The organism is Edaphobacter sp. HDX4, assembly GCF_036877565.1.
GTDB lineage: Bacteria > Acidobacteriota > Terriglobia > Terriglobales > Acidobacteriaceae > Edaphobacter.
In genome coordinates this window covers 403,994-420,960 of the sequence record NZ_JAEDXW010000001.1, presented here as the reverse complement: position 1 = coordinate 420,960, position 16,967 = coordinate 403,994, and the positions used below count along the sequence as shown (strand labels likewise).

12 protein-coding genes are annotated in these 16,967 nt (G+C 59.6%); 4 read left to right on the top strand and 8 right to left on the bottom strand.

The window, feature by feature from the left end:
* The first annotated feature begins 34 nt into the window (after window positions 1–34).
* A complete protein-coding gene (locus JAO29_RS01730) occupies window positions 35–532 on the top strand; it encodes a HesB/IscA family protein (RefSeq protein WP_334266445.1) in 498 nt (165 codons plus the stop codon).
* A 271-nt stretch (window positions 533–803) separates the two neighbouring features.
* Here JAO29_RS01730 and JAO29_RS01725 read toward each other — a convergent pair whose 3' ends face one another.
* The 3 genes from JAO29_RS01725 to JAO29_RS01715 form a co-directional block, all read right to left on the bottom strand.
* The gene (locus tag JAO29_RS01725) at window positions 804–2,165 is read right to left on the bottom strand and encodes an NAD(P)/FAD-dependent oxidoreductase (RefSeq protein WP_334266444.1); all 1,362 of its coding nucleotides are present in this window, start codon (window positions 2,163–2,165) and stop codon (window positions 804–806) included.
* 90 nt (window positions 2,166–2,255) lie between these two features.
* A complete protein-coding gene (locus JAO29_RS01720) occupies window positions 2,256–5,162 on the bottom strand; it encodes an IPT/TIG domain-containing protein (RefSeq protein ID WP_334266443.1) in 2,907 nt (968 codons plus the stop codon).
* Window positions 5,159–5,827: a hypothetical protein gene (locus JAO29_RS01715; protein ID WP_334266442.1), complete on the bottom strand. Its 669-nt coding sequence runs from the start codon at window positions 5,825–5,827 to the stop codon at window positions 5,159–5,161. Before JAO29_RS01715 ends, JAO29_RS01720 begins: the two co-directional genes overlap by 4 nt.
* Window positions 5,828–6,065: 238 nt before the next feature.
* Between JAO29_RS01715 and JAO29_RS01710 the strand changes: the two genes are divergently transcribed.
* Window positions 6,066–6,458, top strand: coding sequence for a hypothetical protein (locus JAO29_RS01710; RefSeq protein ID WP_334266441.1), 393 nt, complete (start codon window positions 6,066–6,068; stop codon window positions 6,456–6,458).
* Window positions 6,459–6,553: 95 nt separating this feature from the next.
* On the opposite strand, the gene JAO29_RS01705 is transcribed toward JAO29_RS01710, so the two are convergent.
* Window positions 6,554–7,525 carry a 2-hydroxyacid dehydrogenase gene (locus JAO29_RS01705; RefSeq protein WP_334266440.1) on the bottom strand — a complete coding sequence of 324 codons (972 nt, stop codon included), beginning with the start codon at window positions 7,523–7,525 and terminating at the stop codon, window positions 6,554–6,556.
* A gap of 183 nt (window positions 7,526–7,708) precedes the next feature.
* Between JAO29_RS01705 and JAO29_RS01700 the strand changes: the two genes are divergently transcribed.
* Complete coding sequence (locus JAO29_RS01700; RefSeq protein WP_334266439.1) at window positions 7,709–9,307, top strand: aldehyde dehydrogenase (NADP(+)); 1,599 nt, start codon at window positions 7,709–7,711, stop codon at window positions 9,305–9,307.
* 151 nt (window positions 9,308–9,458) lie between these two features.
* Here JAO29_RS01700 and JAO29_RS01695 read toward each other — a convergent pair whose 3' ends face one another.
* The 4 genes from JAO29_RS01695 to JAO29_RS01680 all read right to left on the bottom strand — a co-directional run bounded on the left by JAO29_RS01695 (window position 9,459) and on the right by JAO29_RS01680 (window position 14,409).
* The gene (locus JAO29_RS01695) at window positions 9,459–10,283 is read right to left on the bottom strand and encodes a fumarylacetoacetate hydrolase family protein (RefSeq protein WP_334266438.1); all 825 of its coding nucleotides are present in this window, start codon (window positions 10,281–10,283) and stop codon (window positions 9,459–9,461) included.
* Entirely contained in the window at window positions 10,280–12,301 is a 2,022-nt protein-coding gene (locus JAO29_RS01690) for a YjhG/YagF family D-xylonate dehydratase (protein WP_334266437.1), read from the bottom strand. Before JAO29_RS01690 ends, JAO29_RS01695 begins: the two co-directional genes overlap by 4 nt.
* 1 nt (window position 12,302) lies before the next feature.
* A complete protein-coding gene (locus tag JAO29_RS01685; RefSeq protein WP_334266436.1) occupies window positions 12,303–13,550 on the bottom strand; it encodes an MFS transporter in 1,248 nt (415 codons plus the stop codon).
* A 127-nt stretch (window positions 13,551–13,677) separates the two neighbouring features.
* The gene (locus JAO29_RS01680) at window positions 13,678–14,409 is read right to left on the bottom strand and encodes a 3-oxoacyl-ACP reductase family protein (protein ID WP_334266435.1); all 732 of its coding nucleotides are present in this window, start codon (window positions 14,407–14,409) and stop codon (window positions 13,678–13,680) included.
* 211 nt (window positions 14,410–14,620) lie between these two features.
* Between JAO29_RS01680 and JAO29_RS01675 the strand changes: the two genes are divergently transcribed.
* Complete coding sequence (locus JAO29_RS01675) at window positions 14,621–16,927, top strand: tetratricopeptide repeat protein (protein ID WP_334266434.1); 2,307 nt, start codon at window positions 14,621–14,623, stop codon at window positions 16,925–16,927.
* Window positions 16,928–16,967 lie beyond the last annotated feature (40 nt).

Here is a 16,967-nt window from a genome sequence, read left to right as displayed (position 1 = left end):
GCGTCCCGATTCAGGGCGCGGGTGAGGTTTTCTAATGTCCATGGTTTCGATCAATCCCACAACTTCACAGGATGCTCGCGCCAGCGCTCCTGAGCAGCCCAAAGATCCCTTGGCGGGGATGACGCTGCTGAGTGCAGAGGGGCAGCAGCCTCGCGCCAAGGCCGCGGTTGAGATTACGAAGAACGCTCTCAAGCGCATTCGCGTGGCGATGGCGAAGGAGGGAGTCTCGCCCGAACAGGGCGGACTTCGCCTGGGAGTGATGGGCGGCGGCTGCTCCGGGCTGAGCTATTCGATTCGGTTTGATTCCCAGCCACGGGAACGGGACCGTGTGTTTACGTTTGGAGCGGGAGTCGAGACGCCCGGAGATCCGACAGAGGGAAAGCCAGTCCGCCTCTTCGTCGATCCGAAGAGCTTTCTCTATCTCGCCGGGATGGTCCTGGACTTCGAGGAGACGTTGATGAGGCAGGGCTTCAACTTCATCAACCCGAACTCGACCAAGAGCTGCGGCTGCGGGTCCAGCTTTACCGCTTAGGGAGTCCCCCCCACGATTTCGGGCAAAATCTTGATTTTAATAGACTTAGGCCTGTACCTTTCATGTAAATTATTGAGATGAAAGGGTTTATAGGCAAAATATTGAAAACAAAGGAGAAGCCCGCATCCAGCGGGCTTTTCCCTTTGAAAAATTATTTCTTCTCTCGTATCTATTTTAGCGGTCGGCGTGTAACTGAACGGCAGACGTATGTTCAAGCTACATATGGAGTTAGAGAAGTTAAGGGCTTGACAGATCTTTCCCCATCTTCGGATCACTGGGTGGTCACGACGGGATGCTCCACAGGTGAATCACGCTGAATGCCGTACTGGCTGTCCCATCCGGGAAGCTCCTGAGAGCCCGTGATGAGACGTGCCCCGTCCTGAAAGCTGAGATAGGTCCATGCCCACTGACGGAAGACGGCCAGCCGATTGCGGAACCCGATGAGAAAGAAGATGTGAATGACGAGCCAGACGATCCAGGCGGGCAGGCCGCTCCAGTGGCCATGGAAGGGCCACTTGATATCGGCGACGGCAGCCTTGCGCCCGATGGTAGCCATGTCGCCCTTGTCGAAGTAGTGAAAGGGCTCGTTGAGTCCAGTACCGTCGCTTCCGAGATCGCGGGCAAGAAGGCGGCCGATGCGTTTGGCCGCGTAGCTTCCCATCTGCATAGCTGGCTGCGCGACCCCGGGCACCTGATGGCCGTTCTCTTCCACATGGGCGAGGTCGCCGCAGATGAACACGTCCGGATGATCGGGCGGGTTGAGGAACTGATCGACGATGACACAGCCCCGGTGGTCGAGTGGAACTCCCAGCATCTTGCCCAGAGGGGAGGCCTGGACTCCAGCTGCCCACAGAGTCACGGTGGAATCGATCTTCTCATTGCCTACCATGACGTAGCCCGGCTTGACGTCGGTGACGTGAGCGCCGGTTCGGATGCTGACCCCGAGGGCGGATAACTGATCGATAGCTTTTTTCTGAAGATCGGGAGGATAAGCTCCGAGTATGTTGGGAGATCCCTCGAGGATCTCGACTTCGGCGGTGGCGGGGTTGATGTGGCGGAAGTCGCGGGCCATATAGAGGCGCGCGATGTCGCTGATGGCCCCGGCGAGCTCTACCCCTGTTGGACCTCCGCCGATGATGACGAAGCGGAGAGGGGGGTGGACGCCAGCCTCCTGCATCTGTCGTTCGGCGAGTTCGAAGGCGAGCAGGACGCGGCGCCGGATCTCGGTGGCGTCTTCCACTGTCTTGAGGCCGGGAGCGAGCTTTGCCCAGTCATCGTGTCCGAAGTAGGAGTGCGTGGAGCCGGTGGCCAGGATGAGAAAGTCGTACTCGAGCAGAGCCCCGGTCTTGAGCTGGACGCGCTTCTGCGACAGATCGAAGCCTGTCGCCTCATCCATGAGCACTTCAACGTTCTGGTGGTCTCGCAGGATGGAGCGGATGGGCTGGGCGATCTCGGCGGGGGAGAGAACAGCGAGGGCTACCTGATAAAGAAGTGGCTGAAACGTGTGGTGATTCTTGCGGTCGACAAGGGTGATGTCGACGGGAAGTTTCGCTAATCCGATCGCGGCGTTCATGCCGGCGAATCCTCCCCCGATGATCACGACTCGTTTGTGTACAGTGCTGCCAGCCGCCATGCCAATGGCTCCTTTGGATTTGCTCTCTGGCTCTTCGGTTCTCACTCTTTTGTGATGCATGAAAAGCATCGAAAGACTCTCACATGCGATTCAGGGGAGCTTATGGAGCTCCAAGGAGATGAAGCCTGCGGTTCCGGTTGCGGCTGCGAGAAGAGTGATCTCCGGGCTGGATACGGATTCCATCGGGTTGATGACGACCGTACCATCGAGGCCCGACATGAGGCTGGCGCTTGCAGTGCTGCCCGTGGGGGGAATAGGACATCGGCCCTGCGAGGGGCAGGGAACGTAAGACCAGGGCTGGAGGGTCTGACGGACGGTCACGGTCGCGCCTGCAACCGGGTGCCCAGAGGCGTCTTCGACGCGGAGAACTACTGGCGTAAAACTTGCAGCCGCAGAGACGGCCTGCTGCGCTCCACTGAGCACGGAGAGCTGAAGGACTGCATCGTCAACACTGGTGACGGTGAAGCTGCTGCAGATGGAGTTCCAGGCGCAGGCCGAGGCGCTGGCGGAGTTCGCCGTGAGGAAGGGGCCGGCTGTTGCGGTGGTCTGCGCGATAGAGCTGTCGTTCGAGAGCGACGTTGCAGGATTGAAGGTGAGAGGGCCAGAGAGTGGGATCCAGCGAACGGGAATACCGTTGGTGGCGGCAGCATTATCGGCAAGGGAGACCTGGGGGTTCCAGCTAAGAACGGCTTTTTGAGCCAGATAGAGCTGTGGGAGGAGGGGTGTGAGGGTCTGGACGCGGGGAATGGCGGTGCTGGCGGCGCTTACGGTTCCGATACTGCTGGCAGCGCTGAGAGTAAAGGCGCCGGGCTGAAGGGGTGTGATGAAGGTGCTGATTTTTCCTAAGGAGTCGGTGGAAAGCGTGCAGGAGGTCGCATTGCAGCTCTCGAACCGCACCTGTCCGGAGGTGGAAGTGAGAGTGACGGGGAGGTTAGCCAAAGGGCTGGATCCGTCTGCGGCTACGGCCTTGATGGTAAAAGGAACAGGCGCTGTGGTCTGGGCGATGACGGTAGTGGGGGGCGAGGAGAGGAGCGTGAGCTCGGGTTGCGGAGCCTGATATCCGAGGGCCGCTGTCATGACGGAGGATCCGCCGGTGACGAGGTCGCGCACGGCCACATCGACCGTAGCCGCGGTAGCGAGATGAAGTGCGGGCGCATTGGCTGTGATCGAGGTGGAGGTCCAGTTGGAGACTGTGGCAGGGATTCCGTCGATGGTGACGGTGTTTCCGGCACGGAACCCTGAGCCTGTGATGGTGATGCTGGCTCCCTTCGCCGGGATGGAGGAGGGGGTGACGGAGTCGGCGTAGAGGATGCGGGCCTGGTAGGAGAAGTCGGGACGACCGTCGCCGCGCTGGTCCATGATGCCGAGACGAAACTGCTGGGATTGGGAGGTCTGGAGCGACAGCGTGGTCATGCCGCTCACGGGGGAGTTGAAGGGTTCGGGAGCGGATGCGACGGTGGGCAGAGTTCCGATGGCGTCCGTGGACTTCCAGACCCCGATTGTGGGCCGGGCCTTGGTGGTGGTGAGTGCAGAGCTGTGATCGAGCGCTGAGACTTCGATGGTGAGGCTTCGACCTGCCTTGACGCTTAGCGTGGACCACGCGGTGTGTCCGTAGCTGCAGAAGTTTCCGTTCCACCAGCCTGTGGAGGGGATGGAGGAGGGAACCGATTCGGTGCCGTCCTGGGAGATCTGACAACCTGAGTCCGCGTCGGAGGCGACTAACCTGATGCTGGTCTGCTGGTAGGGACCGGCGATGCCCTGGACGAACTGCAGCGCAGAGCCGGAGGGTGCGACGGAGCCTGAGTCATAAGGACCGACGGAGTAGGGGCCCGTGTAGAGAGGATTGATGGGTTGGGTGGAGACGATGAGGGTCTGCCATGGCTCCCAGGACTGGGGGATGGCGGTGCGAAAGATGTCATAGGCTCCCTCGAGAGCGGCGCTGGAGGAACCCATGTTGGTCGTGAAGGAGGCGGTTATTTTGTTGATAGGGGTGGAACTGCGCCGGCGAAAGAGGGTGCCGGTGACAGCAGAGGTGGTCTCCCATGCTTCTGGAATGGACCAGTAGGGTTCAAGCCGATGGATGACGACGTTGACGCCCTGCATGCCCTGACCATTGGGGAAGCTGATGGTTCCGGAGATGCGATTGGCACGATAGAGCGTATCGGTCTTGCCGGGAATCGAGGGCGCTACTGTGCCGACCGGGTAGAGCAGGCCGAGACCCGAGATATCGTCGTCGCGGAGGGTAAACGGCTGCGGCATGCATTGGTAGGTGTAGGGACCGCAGAGCACATCGATGGGGTGCATGACCGGCCAGTGAAGTGCCTGCTGGAGGGTGGGTGTGGGGGTTCCGGTAAAGACGTTGTCGTTGGTCTGCGACCAGCTGAGGCCGATGACGCGACCAAAGGCGCGCATCAGTTGATATTGAAGCTGCAGCTGCTGCTCGGGAGCGGGTCCAGTACAGCGGCCGTTGAGGACGATGATGGCGTGCAGAATGAGACCTGCCGGAGAGATGGAGTCAACGCTTTCGGTTACGGCGTTTTGTCGGCAGCTGGATGGAGAGCTGGCGCCTGATCCGAGGAGGAGATCGGTGATAGCTCCGTCAGAGTCATAGAGGATGGCGATGGGACGAGCAAGATAGTTTGTGCTTTGTACGTCGTCGGGAAAGACGATGCCGGTGCTGCTGAAGTAAACGTTGGCGAGGCTGACGTGTTCGGAGAGAGAGCCTCCGTAGAGCAGATTGAAGTTGGCTGTGGGAACTGTCCAGACGCTGGCTGCGGCCTTGACGAGGGCATCGGCAGCAACGTGATCAACATAGGGGCTGAGGTCGCCGGGATCGGTGAAGTAGTAGGGGGTGCTGGTATACCAGACGATGGGACGCCCCTCTGAGGAATAGTAAGGAAGGCCTGTCACCCACCGGGGCCCGCTTGCAGCGGCAAGCCGAGGGAGGGTGCAGAGCAGTGCGAGGGAGAGCGTCAGGATCCGTCGACTGCGGATCATGGAACGGCCTGCTGCCAGGACTGCAACATTCCAAGGAGATCAGGCAATGGAGTCTCCTGAGCAGCGGCGAGGGTTTGCTGCTGGTCGTAGACAGGAACGGATGCAGCGGAGATGCTGCTGGATGATGCGGTGGCATATGGGAGCGGGCGCGCGATGCGAGTGGCGACCCAGCGAAGGTCGGCGACGAAAGGCGGTTGGGCTTCTGCATCTGAGGCGGTGAGGAGTTGAGAGCTGGAGGGTGACGGGCGAACGGGGATGGCGCCGTCCATACCTTCGACGGGAGAAGAGATTCCGGACGAGCCGGGAGTGTGCAACATCATGAGAAGGCGCTGGCCGACGCGGTAACGCTCGCCATCCTGACTCCACAGGCCTGCCCATTCACGAAGCGTGTAGGTTTGTCCGGTGTTGCAGCCTCGGACGGCCTGGTCGATGCGGAAGTCTATCTCAACGATGCCGGAGGCTCCCTGCTGGCCGCCCTTGTGCCGGATGCCGGTGACTTCGCCGGTGAAGATGACGCCTGCAAGATCAGACATGTGGTGAAGAACATCTTCGAGTGTCTGGGGGAGAGCGGTGGCGGCCTGACCTCGCGCAACGGACGAGGAGATGGCAAGGTACATGCTGAGGAGCAGGACAGCGGTTCGGGTTGGCGAAGACGAGCGGGTCATCTGTGGGTTCGAGTACCCTTACTCTTTCGTCAAAATGATCGGTATTGAGGCATATGTCCTGTTTCGAAACAGGAAGCATCAGAAGGATGGTTGAAAGGAAGGGAAGTGAGGTGTGCGATCTTCGGATAGGTTCTGAGGTTTCCGCCCAGGCAGATAGAAAATCCTTAAATTTGTGACTCACCTTTTGCTTTTCCGTGCATCCTACCCCAATACAATAGTGCGAACAGGAGACAAGTTCATGGCCACCGAGCCCACAACGACCGCAATCACTGAGCCAATTCGCCCCATTGATATGAGCATGTTTGCTTCATTTGATCCTTGCCCCACCGATACGTTGTTCGCTGCAACACGCAGCGTGGATGACGATACCGAAGACTTCGATGATGAAGACGAGGAAGATGAAGACGATGAGGACGAGGACGAAGAGTTAGAAGACGACGAGGAAGATGAAGAGGATGAGGACGACGACGACGACGAAGAGCTAGAAGACGACGAGGAAGATGAAGACGAAGACAACGAGGAAGAAGAAGAGGACGAGGGCTACTACGACGAGGATGACGATGAGGCCGAGGAAGACGAGGCCGAGTTTGACGACGATCTTCCACGTATGCCGCGGGTTCGCCGTATGTAACGACTGGCGCGGGAGGTAAGGACCGCGGGTTGATCCTCAGAAATTAAGGAATGTTGGCCGCGCCGCGAGATATCCGGCGCGGCTCTTGCTTTGGATCAATAGCCCTGCGCGGTCACCTGATTTTCGAGCGGCTCGCCAGCGAGATATCGGCGCACCTGCTCGGCTCCGAAGCTGAAGGCACGGTGAATGAAGTCGGGGGTTGAGCCGGCGACGTGGGGCGTGATGAGGCAGTTGGCTGCAGACCAGAACGGATGATGCGGAGGGAGCGGTTCGGGGTCAGTCACGTCGACTGCGGCGCGAATCCTGTTCTGATTGAGAGCATCGAGGAGAGCCTGGGTATCGACGACGGGGCCGCGTGCGGCATTGACGAGAAGGGCACCGGGTTTCATGAGGCTGAGCTCACGCTCGCCGAAGAGCTTGTCCGTCTCCGCCGTGAAGGGCACGATTGCGATGACGATGTCGGCGTGTGGCAGCAGTTCCGCGAGCTGATCGACGGAGTGAACGTGAGGCGCTTCACGTGCTCGTCGAGCGATACGGGTTACGGTTACGCCGAAGGGGGTAAGGCGGGATTCGATGGCGCTGCCGATGGATCCGTAGCCGACGATGAGCACGGATTTGCCGAAGATGTCTTCGCCGAGGATGCGGTATTGACCGACCTGTGCGCCGTTCTCGTTGATGAAGCCATCGCGCACCGAGGCCTGGCCGCCCCACTCCTGCCGGTTCTGCATATCACGATAGAGAGGAAGACGCTTGTAGGTGGCGAGGATGGCGCTGACGACCCACTCGGAGGTGGAGATGTCGTGAATTCCTCGACCATCGCAGAGGATGACGTCTTTTGGAAGCCAGGGCAGGATCCAGTCGACCCCTGCCATCATGGATTGAACGACCTTGACTCCGTGGAGACGGGAGAAGGCAACTGCAGCATCCTTGCGGGCGAAGGGAAGAATCCAGAAGTCGACATCATGCTCACTGGAGGACTCACGAGGGATACGAACGATTTCGGCCTCGGGCGGGAAGTTTCGCAGGAGTTCCGAAGAGAGATTTTCATCGACGCCAACACGCACCATGCATCGAGTTTGCATGAAAGGAAGACAAAAAGGAAAGATCGCGGAGACGTCAGGCGAGGAACTGCCGGGGGTTTCGTTCCTGATTTACACTGGTCTCGCATTTTCTTTGAGAATGCACAGTTGCTCACTGTGCAATGGATGTTGCGAGTATTTGCCTGAGCCGAAAGCGAAGGAGCCTGAGATATGTCAGTAGCCGAGAATTCACTTTCAGGGGTGTCCCTGATTGGAGAGGGCGTTGCATCGCCCGGACAGACGACCTTCCACGGAGTGAATCCTGCGACAGGCGAAAAGATGGAGCCGGCGTTCTACTCGGCGACGCCGCAGCAGATCGATGATGCAGTCGGGAAGGCTACTGCATCGTTCTATACGTATGCGTCGCTTCCGGGGAAGGATCGGGCAACATTTCTCCGGAAGATTGCTGCGAACCTATCAGAACTGGGCGGCGCGATCGTGGAACGCGCGAATCTCGAGACAGGACTTCCTCTGCCGCGTCTGCAGGGAGAGCTTGCGCGGACGACCGGCCAGCTGGCGCTCTTTGCGCAGGTGGTGGAAGAGGGCTCCTGGGTGGATGCAAGGATCGACGAGGCTGATCCCGAGCGAAAGCCACTGCCGAAGCCGGATGTGCGGTCGATGTCGAAGCCGCTTGGGCCGGTTGCGGTCTTTGGTGCGAGCAACTTTCCGCTGGCATTCTCGGTTGCAGGTGGGGATACGGCGTCGGCTCTGGCGGCCGGCTGTCCTGTGATTGTGAAGGCGCATCCGGCGCATCCGGGCACGAGCGAACTTGTAGGGCGTGCGATTCAAAAGGCAGTGAAGGAGAGCGATCTGCCGGACGGCGTCTTCTCAATGCTGTTCGACGCCGGAATTGACGTGGGAGTCGCGCTGGTGAAGCATCCCGGCATAAAGGCTGTGGCATTTACGGGTTCTCAGAACGCGGGTAAGGCCCTGATGCACCTGGCTGCGGGACGCGATGAGCCGATCCCATGCTATTCGGAGATGGGAAGCACGAATCCGTTGTTCATTCTGCCAGGCGCGATGAAGGAACGGAGAGAAGCCCTGGCTAAAGGGCTGCAGGCATCCTTCACGCTGGGGTCAGGTCAGTTTTGCACCAAGCCCGGACTGGTGTTTGGGCCGGCGGAGGAGATGGAGCGTTTCACCGAACAGCTGCGTGATGGAGTGAGTACGATGTCGCAGCAGGGAATGCTGACGCCGGGGATCGCGGCGAAGTACAACGAAGCTATCGCCGAACGGACGAAGGGTGGGAAGGCGCAGCTGGTTGCAGGAGCGGATACGGTCGTCGACAAGAAGATTGCTGCGGGAGCGGCGACGTTATTCCGTGTGCCGCTCAAGGATTTCCTCGGCCACGAGACGCTGGAAGAGGAGATCTTCGGGCCGACGACGCTGCTGATCCAATACGGCGAGAAGGATGAGCTAGTGGCAGCCGCGGAGAGGTTGCATGGACACCTAACGGCCACAGTTCATGGCACGGAGGAAGATATCGCCGCGGCTGGAGAGCTGATCCGGGTTCTGGAGACGAAGGTGGGGAGGATCCTGTTCAACGGGTATCCGACGGGCGTGGAGGTTTGTCATGCGATGGTGCATGGCGGACCGTATCCTGCGACGTCCGACTCGAGAACAACGTCGGTGGGTACGAAGGCGATCCATCGTTTTGTACGTCCAGTGTGCTATCAGGACTTTCCAGATGCGGCGCTTCCTGTGGAGCTGAGACGTGAGAATCCACTGGGCATCATGCGGCTGGTGAATGGCACCCTGACGCGGTCGTGAAGGTGACGGGTTTCAGTCGCACGGTGTAGTGGCTGAAGTCGTGTTGCTGAGCAAGGCAGAGGATCCCTGTATTTTGCCTGCGGCCTTTATGAGGGTGGGGCAAGATACAGGGATTCTTCACTTCGCTCAGAATGACGACTTTGATTTGTGTTCAGGCGACCTGGTTTTCGAGCATACCGATAGGTGGGATGGTGATGCGGACCTTATCTCCGGGGGCGAGGGTGAAGTCATCTCCGGGGACGATGCCGGTTCCGGTCATCAGCAATGCTCCATGAGGAAAGCTGTTGTCGCGAAAGAGATAGCTCACGAGAAGTTCGGGGTTGCGCTTGAGCTCAGCCAAGGTGGTTTCGCCGGAGAAGACGACTGCTCCGCTTCGTTCAACCTGGAGCTGGATTGCGGTGCTGCGGGGAAGCGGCTCAGAGCTGAGAAGAATCGCGGGACCGAGAGCGCAGCTGCCATCGTAGACCTTGGCCTGCGGAAGATAGAGAGGGTTTTCTCCCTCGATGTCGCGCGAGCTCATATCGTTGCCGATGGTGTATCCAGTGATGGTTCCAGTTGAACTAACGAGCAGGGTGAGCTCAGGTTCCGGAACCGACCATTTGGCATCAGAACGGATGCGAACGGGTTGATTGGGCCCGACGACGCGATGGGCCGTGGCCTTGAAGAAGATCTCAGGACGTTCGGCGTGGTAGACGCGATCGTAGAAGGTGCCGCCGCCTGCGTCTTTCGACTCTTCGATGCGGGCATCGCGGCTACGGAAGTAGGTGACTCCAGCGGCCCAGACCTCCTGCTTGCCGATGGGGGCGAGGAGCTCAGTTGCAGGGGGAGGTGGCACCTGACTGCCGGAGAGAGACGCCTTGACTCGCTGATAGACGTCGGGGCTCGCGATGAGCTCGGCCCAGTCTGAAGTTTCGACTGAGTAGCAGGAGCCAGCTTCCTCGGCGTAAAAGCCATTTTTTGTGCGATAAAGCTTCATCTTGCTTCCTTGTGAAGTGGATTGAGGGAGTGCTTTTGAGGTTGATGATCGAGATGCAGGCGCTGGATGATTGCGTCGCTGTCGTAGACGCATCCTCCCCAGATACCTCCGCTTGCCTGAACGAGAGCGGCCCACAGCCTTGTCTCTGCGGGGAGCTCGGGATGCGGTGCAAGGTCTTCGCGGGGTGCGCGCGCGGCGAGACGGCGTTCTCCTTCTTCCGCGGAGAAGCGCTCGTCGCGAGTGCCGATGAGATGGACGGTGCCGTGGAGCGCGTCGCGATCGACAGTGATCTCAATGACGTCATTCTCCTGAACCCGACCGATCGGACCTCCGGCAAGTGCCTCCGGCGAGATGTGGCCGATGCAGGCTCCGGTGGAGACTCCGCTAAAGCGCGCATCGGTGAGCACGGCGACATGTTTGCAGTCGGGGAGGTTCTTGAGGGCGGAGGTGATCTGGTAGATCTCCTGCATGCCTGCTCCGGCTGGGCCGCTACAGATAAGAACGATGACGTCGCCTTTGCCGATGGTGCCCTGCTTGATAGCGGCGATCGCGGCCTCTTCGGTCACAAAGACGCGAGCGGGACCGACGTGATGATAGCGATTGTCTTCATCGATGATTGTCGGGTCGATGGACGTGCTCTTGATGACGGAGCCTTCAGGAGCAAGGTTTCCGACAGGGAAGCAGACGGTGGCGGTGAGACCGCGTTTGCGCGCCTCGTCGGGAGAGAGGATGACCTGATCAGGATCGACTCCATCGAGCTCTCGGAGCTTATTCCGGAGTGCGGTTCGCCGATCCGACTGCTCCCACCAGTCGAGATTTTCGTCGAGTGTCTCGCCGCTGACGGTACGCACGGATGTATCCAGGAGACCGGCGCGGCGCAGGTGAAGCATGACCTCGGGGACGCCTCCTGCGAGAAATACCTGAACCGTGGCAAAGTTCTGAGGGCCGTTGGGGAGAGCATCCACGAGACGCGGGATCTGACGATTGACGTGGGCCCAATCGTCGATGCCGGGACGAGTAAGCCGAGCCGCATGCGCGATGGCGGGAACGTGCAGAAGAAGGTTGGTCGAACCTCCGAATGCGGCGTGCAGAACCATCGCATTTCGGATGGCAGCATCGGTGAGGACATCGGTGGTGGCGATGCCGAGATGCGTCATGCGCAGCATGGCTCGCGCGGAACGCACGGCGGCGTCGAGCCAGATGGGCTGGCCGGAGGGTGCGAGTGCGGTGTGGGGAAGGGCAAGGCCGAGCGCCTCGCCAACGACCTGAGAGGTGGCGGCGGTTCCGAGAAACTGGCATCCTCCGCCTGGAGTTGCGCAGGCGCGGCAGCCTACCTCAGCGGCGTACTCGAGCGTGATCTGTTGCTTTGCGTAGCGCGCGCCGATGGTCTGGACTTTCCCTGCGTCTTCTCCCTCGTCGGCGAGGAGAGTGACACCGCCGGGAACGAGAATGCTCGGGTAAGAACCACAAGAGGCCAGGGCCATCATCATGGCGGGCAGGCCCTTGTCGCAGGTGGCTATTCCGAGGACACCTTTGCGGGTGGGAAGAGAGCGGATGAGGCGGCCCAGAACGACCGCGGCGTCGTTGCGGTAGGGCAGCGAGTCCATCATGCCTGTGGTGCCTTGCGTGCGGCCATCGCAGGGATCGGTGCAGGCGCCGGCGAAGGGGATGGCGTGAAGATTGCGGAACTCGCGGGCTGCTTCGGCGACGAGCAGGCCAACCTCCCAATGGCCGGTGTGCAGGCCGAGAGCGATGGGTCTGCCGTCGTGGGCGCGGAGTCCGCCGTGGGTGCTGAGGATGAGGAACTCAGGGTCGAGCAGACGTGACGGCTCCCAGCCCATGCCTGCATCCTGGCTAAGGCCGAAGAGGTTTCCGGATGGCTGGGTGAGCAACATCTCCGGCGTGATGGGGAGTGCTCCCTGGGGTCCGGGCGCGTGGGTCTTGACTTCAGCGAACAGAGAGGCGGAGCTGTCGAGGACCCTGGAGGCGGTGATAGTGCTTGCGGGAGATGACTTCATATCAGTTTTTCACGGTCAGCGATGGTGCGGTTTTTGGAAGCGCGAGTATGAGGAACGCGGAGCAGATCAACGAGAGCGACATGAGCAGGAAGCCCGGACGTGAGCTGTGGGTGAGAGCTTCGAGCAAGCCAACGAGATAACTGCCTGCAAATGCACCGAGCGCGCCACAGCTGTTGATGAGAGCAAGGACTTCGGCGGTAACGTTTTTGGGCAGGCGCTCGGGGATGATGGCGAAGAAAGGACCGTAGGGCGCGTACATGCAGCCTCCTGCGATGACGAGACAGACGAAGGCTCCAGCGAAACTGATGTCGGCCAGCAGGAACGAGCCGAGCATGCCGAGGCCGGAGAGGAGGAGGAAGGGCCACACGAGATCCTGGCGGCGGAGGCTCTTATCGGAGAGGTAGGAGACGATGATCATGAGCACGATGGCTGCGAGATAGGGGACGGCGGAGAGGAGTCCGGTCTGTCCCATGGACAGCGAACTGCCGCGGCGCACGATAGTGGGGAGCCAGAGGACGAAGCCGTAGACGCCGACACTCCAGGCGAAATATTGAAGCGAGAGGAGAAGGACATCGCTCCGAAGCAGGGCATGCCTGACGGATTCAACCGGATCGATGGAGGTCTGTTCCTGCGCCAGGGTATGTTCGAGGGTCTCTGCCGCTTGAGGGTCGAGCCAGCCAGCCTCGTCGGGCTTGTCGCGAACGAGGAAGATCCATGCAAGCGCCCATAGTACGGATGGAAGACCTTCGAGGATGAAGGTCTTCTGCCAGCCGAAGGCCTGGATGAGGTAGCCAGTGATGGCGGACATCCAGAGTACGGTGATGGGATTACCAAGGATAAGGATGGAGTTTGCGCGCGAGCGCTCTTCGCGCGTGAACCAACGCGTGAGCAGGAGCAGCATCGCGGGGAAGATGACGCTTTCAGCGACTCCCAAGAGGAAGCGATCGAGGGCCAGCAACCAGAAATGGCGGATGACTCCGGTGAGCGCAGCAAGGGTTCCCCAGAGGATGAGAGCGAAGAAGATGAGCCAGCGCGCGCTGCGCTTTCGTGCAAAACTGGCCCCGGGGATCTGGAAGGTGAAGTAGCCGAGGAAGAACAATGCTCCGAGCAGCGACGTCTGAGAGCCGGTGATATGGAGCGTGGTCGCCAGCCCGGCAGCGGCACCGAAGCCGTAGTTTGCGCGATCAAGATAGGCAAGGCTGTAGGTGATGAAGGCAGCCGGAAGAACGTAGGTCCAACGACGCTTCAAGGATGCGTGTATCGTCCTCTGGGCTTCGGGTGAGGAGATGTCTTTCGAGGCGGATTTTGGATGGAGAGAAGAAGGGATCAATGTTTTTCTGAAGATTCGCTCTGGCTATGGTGCGAGGGATATCGGTTCAGCTCATGTACCAGCCGCCATTGAGGTTAATGGTCTGGCCGGTGATGTAGCCATTTGTGGCGAGAAGAGTAACGGTTTCTGCGACCTCTTCGGAATGGCCGAAGCGGCCGATGGGAATGAGGTCAGGGCGGACGTTCCTGTTGTTCCGGACCATGTCGGTTTCAATGAGCGCGGGAGCGATGGCATTGGAGGTTATGCCATCTTTGGCGAGGAGGTTGGCATAACTGCGCATGAGGCCAAGCATGCCAGCTTTACTCGCAGCGTAATGAGGGCCGATGACTCCTCCTGTTTGTGCGGCCACCGAAGAGATGAAGATGAGCCGGCCCCACTTTTGCTGCCGCATTGCAGGAATGGCTGCCTGCGAGACCAGGAAGGCTGAGGTGAGATTCGTCTGGAGGGTCCTATTCCAGTCTTCGAGCGTGAGCTCCAGGAAGGGCCGGGCGGGATTGATTCCCGCATTGTTGACCAGGATGTGGATGTCGCCGAGGTCGGCAAAAGCCCTCTTCACCATCTGATCGACACCGGAGGGCTGAGAGACGTCGGCACGGATCGCAAGTGCGCGGCAGCCGAGCTGTTCGATCTCCCGAACGACGGAGAGGGCATCCTCTTCCGCGTTGAGGTAGTTGACGGCCACATTGCAACCGGCACGAGCAAGCGCGAGCGCTGCCGCGCGGCCTATCCCGCGCGATGCCCCTGTGACGAGGGCGGTTCTGCCGATGAGTGGTTGCAAGGACGACTCCATTCCGTAGAAAAGAGGAGAGTACGAGATCTCCCCGCCTTTGTTGCCTCACAAGGCTAACGCGTCGAAAACTGCTGGACAAGTCTCTGAAACATAGTGCTATGATGATGCACCGTTGCGCAATACCAATTGCATAATGAGCAACATCTGCAGGATCTATCGTTTGACACGATCTGTCCTGTACGACCACTAAGGCAGGTTCATGGTGATCTCGCATCGCAAGTGGAAGCTTTCGCCGACACGTCTGGCGATCCTTGCGGTGGTTGTCTCCCTCGCATTTGCAGCCGTCGGTTTCGTCTGGTACAGAACAGAGAAGCGCGTTGGCCCACGAGAGGTAAAAGGTCACGCTGAGGCGCAGGCGGATACAGATTACGTTGACGGCCAGGTCTGTGCCACGTGCCATGGACAGATTGCCAGGACCTTCCAGAAGACAGGTATGGCAAGGTCGTTCTACAGGCCAACGGCTGAAAACGTGATTGAGGATTATGCGAAGGCGAATACATTCGCGCATAAGCCTTCAGGCCTGCACTACAAGATGATCGAGCGAGATGGCCGCTTTTTCGAACGGAGGTTCACTCTTGGCACGGGCCGAAAAGAGGAGAACGTTCGCGAAGAGACGATCGATTACGTCCTTGGTTCTGGAAACCACGCTCGAACGTATATGCATCGCACGACGCAAGGCAAGCTGATTGAGTTGCCGGTGAGCTGGTATGTCGAAAAGCAGGGCTACTGGAATATGAGCCCGGGTTTCGACCGGGTGGATCAGCAGGATATGCAGGGTGCAATTGGAGAGGACTGTATGTTCTGTCACAATGCGTATCCGGAGCATCAGAACGCGGCGCAACCAAATCACGACTTCTCCGTATTTCCGGCGAAGCTTCCGGAGGGTATCGACTGCCAGCGCTGTCATGGTCCGGGAGCGGCCCATGTTGCGGCGGCGACCGGGGGCAAGGCCAGCCTTCAGCAGATTCGGAGCAAGATTGTGAATCCGGCGAAGCTATCCCGGGACCGGCAGATGGAGGTCTGCATGGAGTGCCACATGGAGACGAGCGCGCTGCATGTTCCGAATGCGACTCGAAACTACGATCGAGCGCCCTACTCCTTCCACCCCGGAGAGAAGCTGGGAGAGTTCAAAACTTACTTCGAGAGGCCGAAAGACTCAAAAGGCGACGAGTTTGAAGTAGCTCATGCGGGATACCAGCTGCTGAGATCGGCATGCTATCGCAATTCGCAGATGACGTGCCTGACGTGCCACAATCCCCACGATATCCCGCGAGGAGAAGAAGCAAAGAGACAGTACATCGCGGTCTGTGAGAAGTGCCACCAGAAAGTCTCACACCAGAACGTAGCGATGACAAAGGGCAGCGACTGCCTGAGCTGCCATATGCCGAAACGCCGGACGGAGGGGTCGGTGCACATTGTTCTGACGGATCACTACATACAGCGGGTGCGTCCGTCTCGCGATCTGCGTGCCGCATTCGCTGAAAAGGTTCAGCCGGAGGATGGAACGCCTGTCCGCATCTTCTATCCAAGCTCCGCACCGACCGAGAGGGAAGAGCTGCTGCTAGCCGTGGCCCGAGTTAACGACGAGGGAATTAATGGGATTGGACAGCTGAAGTCGCAGATAGACCACGTGCACCCGAGCTGGCCTGAACCTTATGTCGCCCTCGCAAAAGCCTATGCTCGCAAAGGCAAGATTCAGGATGCGATCGCGACCCTGAACGAGGCGCTGAAGCTGCGGGAAGACGACAGAGCGGCGATGCGTGAGCTGGCGTCTGTGATGTTGAACGCGGGACAGGTAAATAACGCGGTCGATCTCCTTCAGCGGGCTGTGAGTCGATATCCGGAGGATGACGGATTTCTGGCGAATCTTGCCAACGCCTATCTACGGCAGGGAAAGCTGACGGAGGCGCAGGAGACGGTCTCGCGCACCATGGCGATCAATCCGGACAGGCCTGATATCCATGACCTAGAGGGGCTGATTGCAGTCGAACGCCACGACACATCGGGTGCGGAGGAGGCCTTCCGTGAAGCGATCCGGATGCGCCCCAATCTTTCGGAGCCCCACAATAACCTGGCAAATCTTCTGATTGGAGAGAGGCGATTTCCGGAGGCTGAGATGCACTTCCGGAGAGCGATCGCCTTGAGGCCCGGCTACGGAGATGCTCACCACGGCTTGGGCCTGCTGATGATTATGGAACGTAAGAATGCTGAGGCCATGCAGGAGCTGCTGGAGGCAGTGCGGGTTGCACCTGGAGACGCCGGTGCCCATGCAGACCTGGCAGATCTGTTGACTGCAGAGGGCAGGCTAACGGATGCAGCCGCGGAGTATCGGCGGACGCTGGTTCTCAACCCTGCCAAGGGCGATGCGAATCTTGGGCTCGCGATGATTCTGTTGCAGCAGGGCGGAAGAGCGGAGGGCCTGCGATATCTGCAGGCCGCTGCGCAGAGCTCCGATCCGGAGACGAGTCAGCATGCGCAGGCGCTGCTGGGACAGATGTTCCGGTAGAAGTCATAATCTTGATTCTTGACGATGTTCTTCGTACATT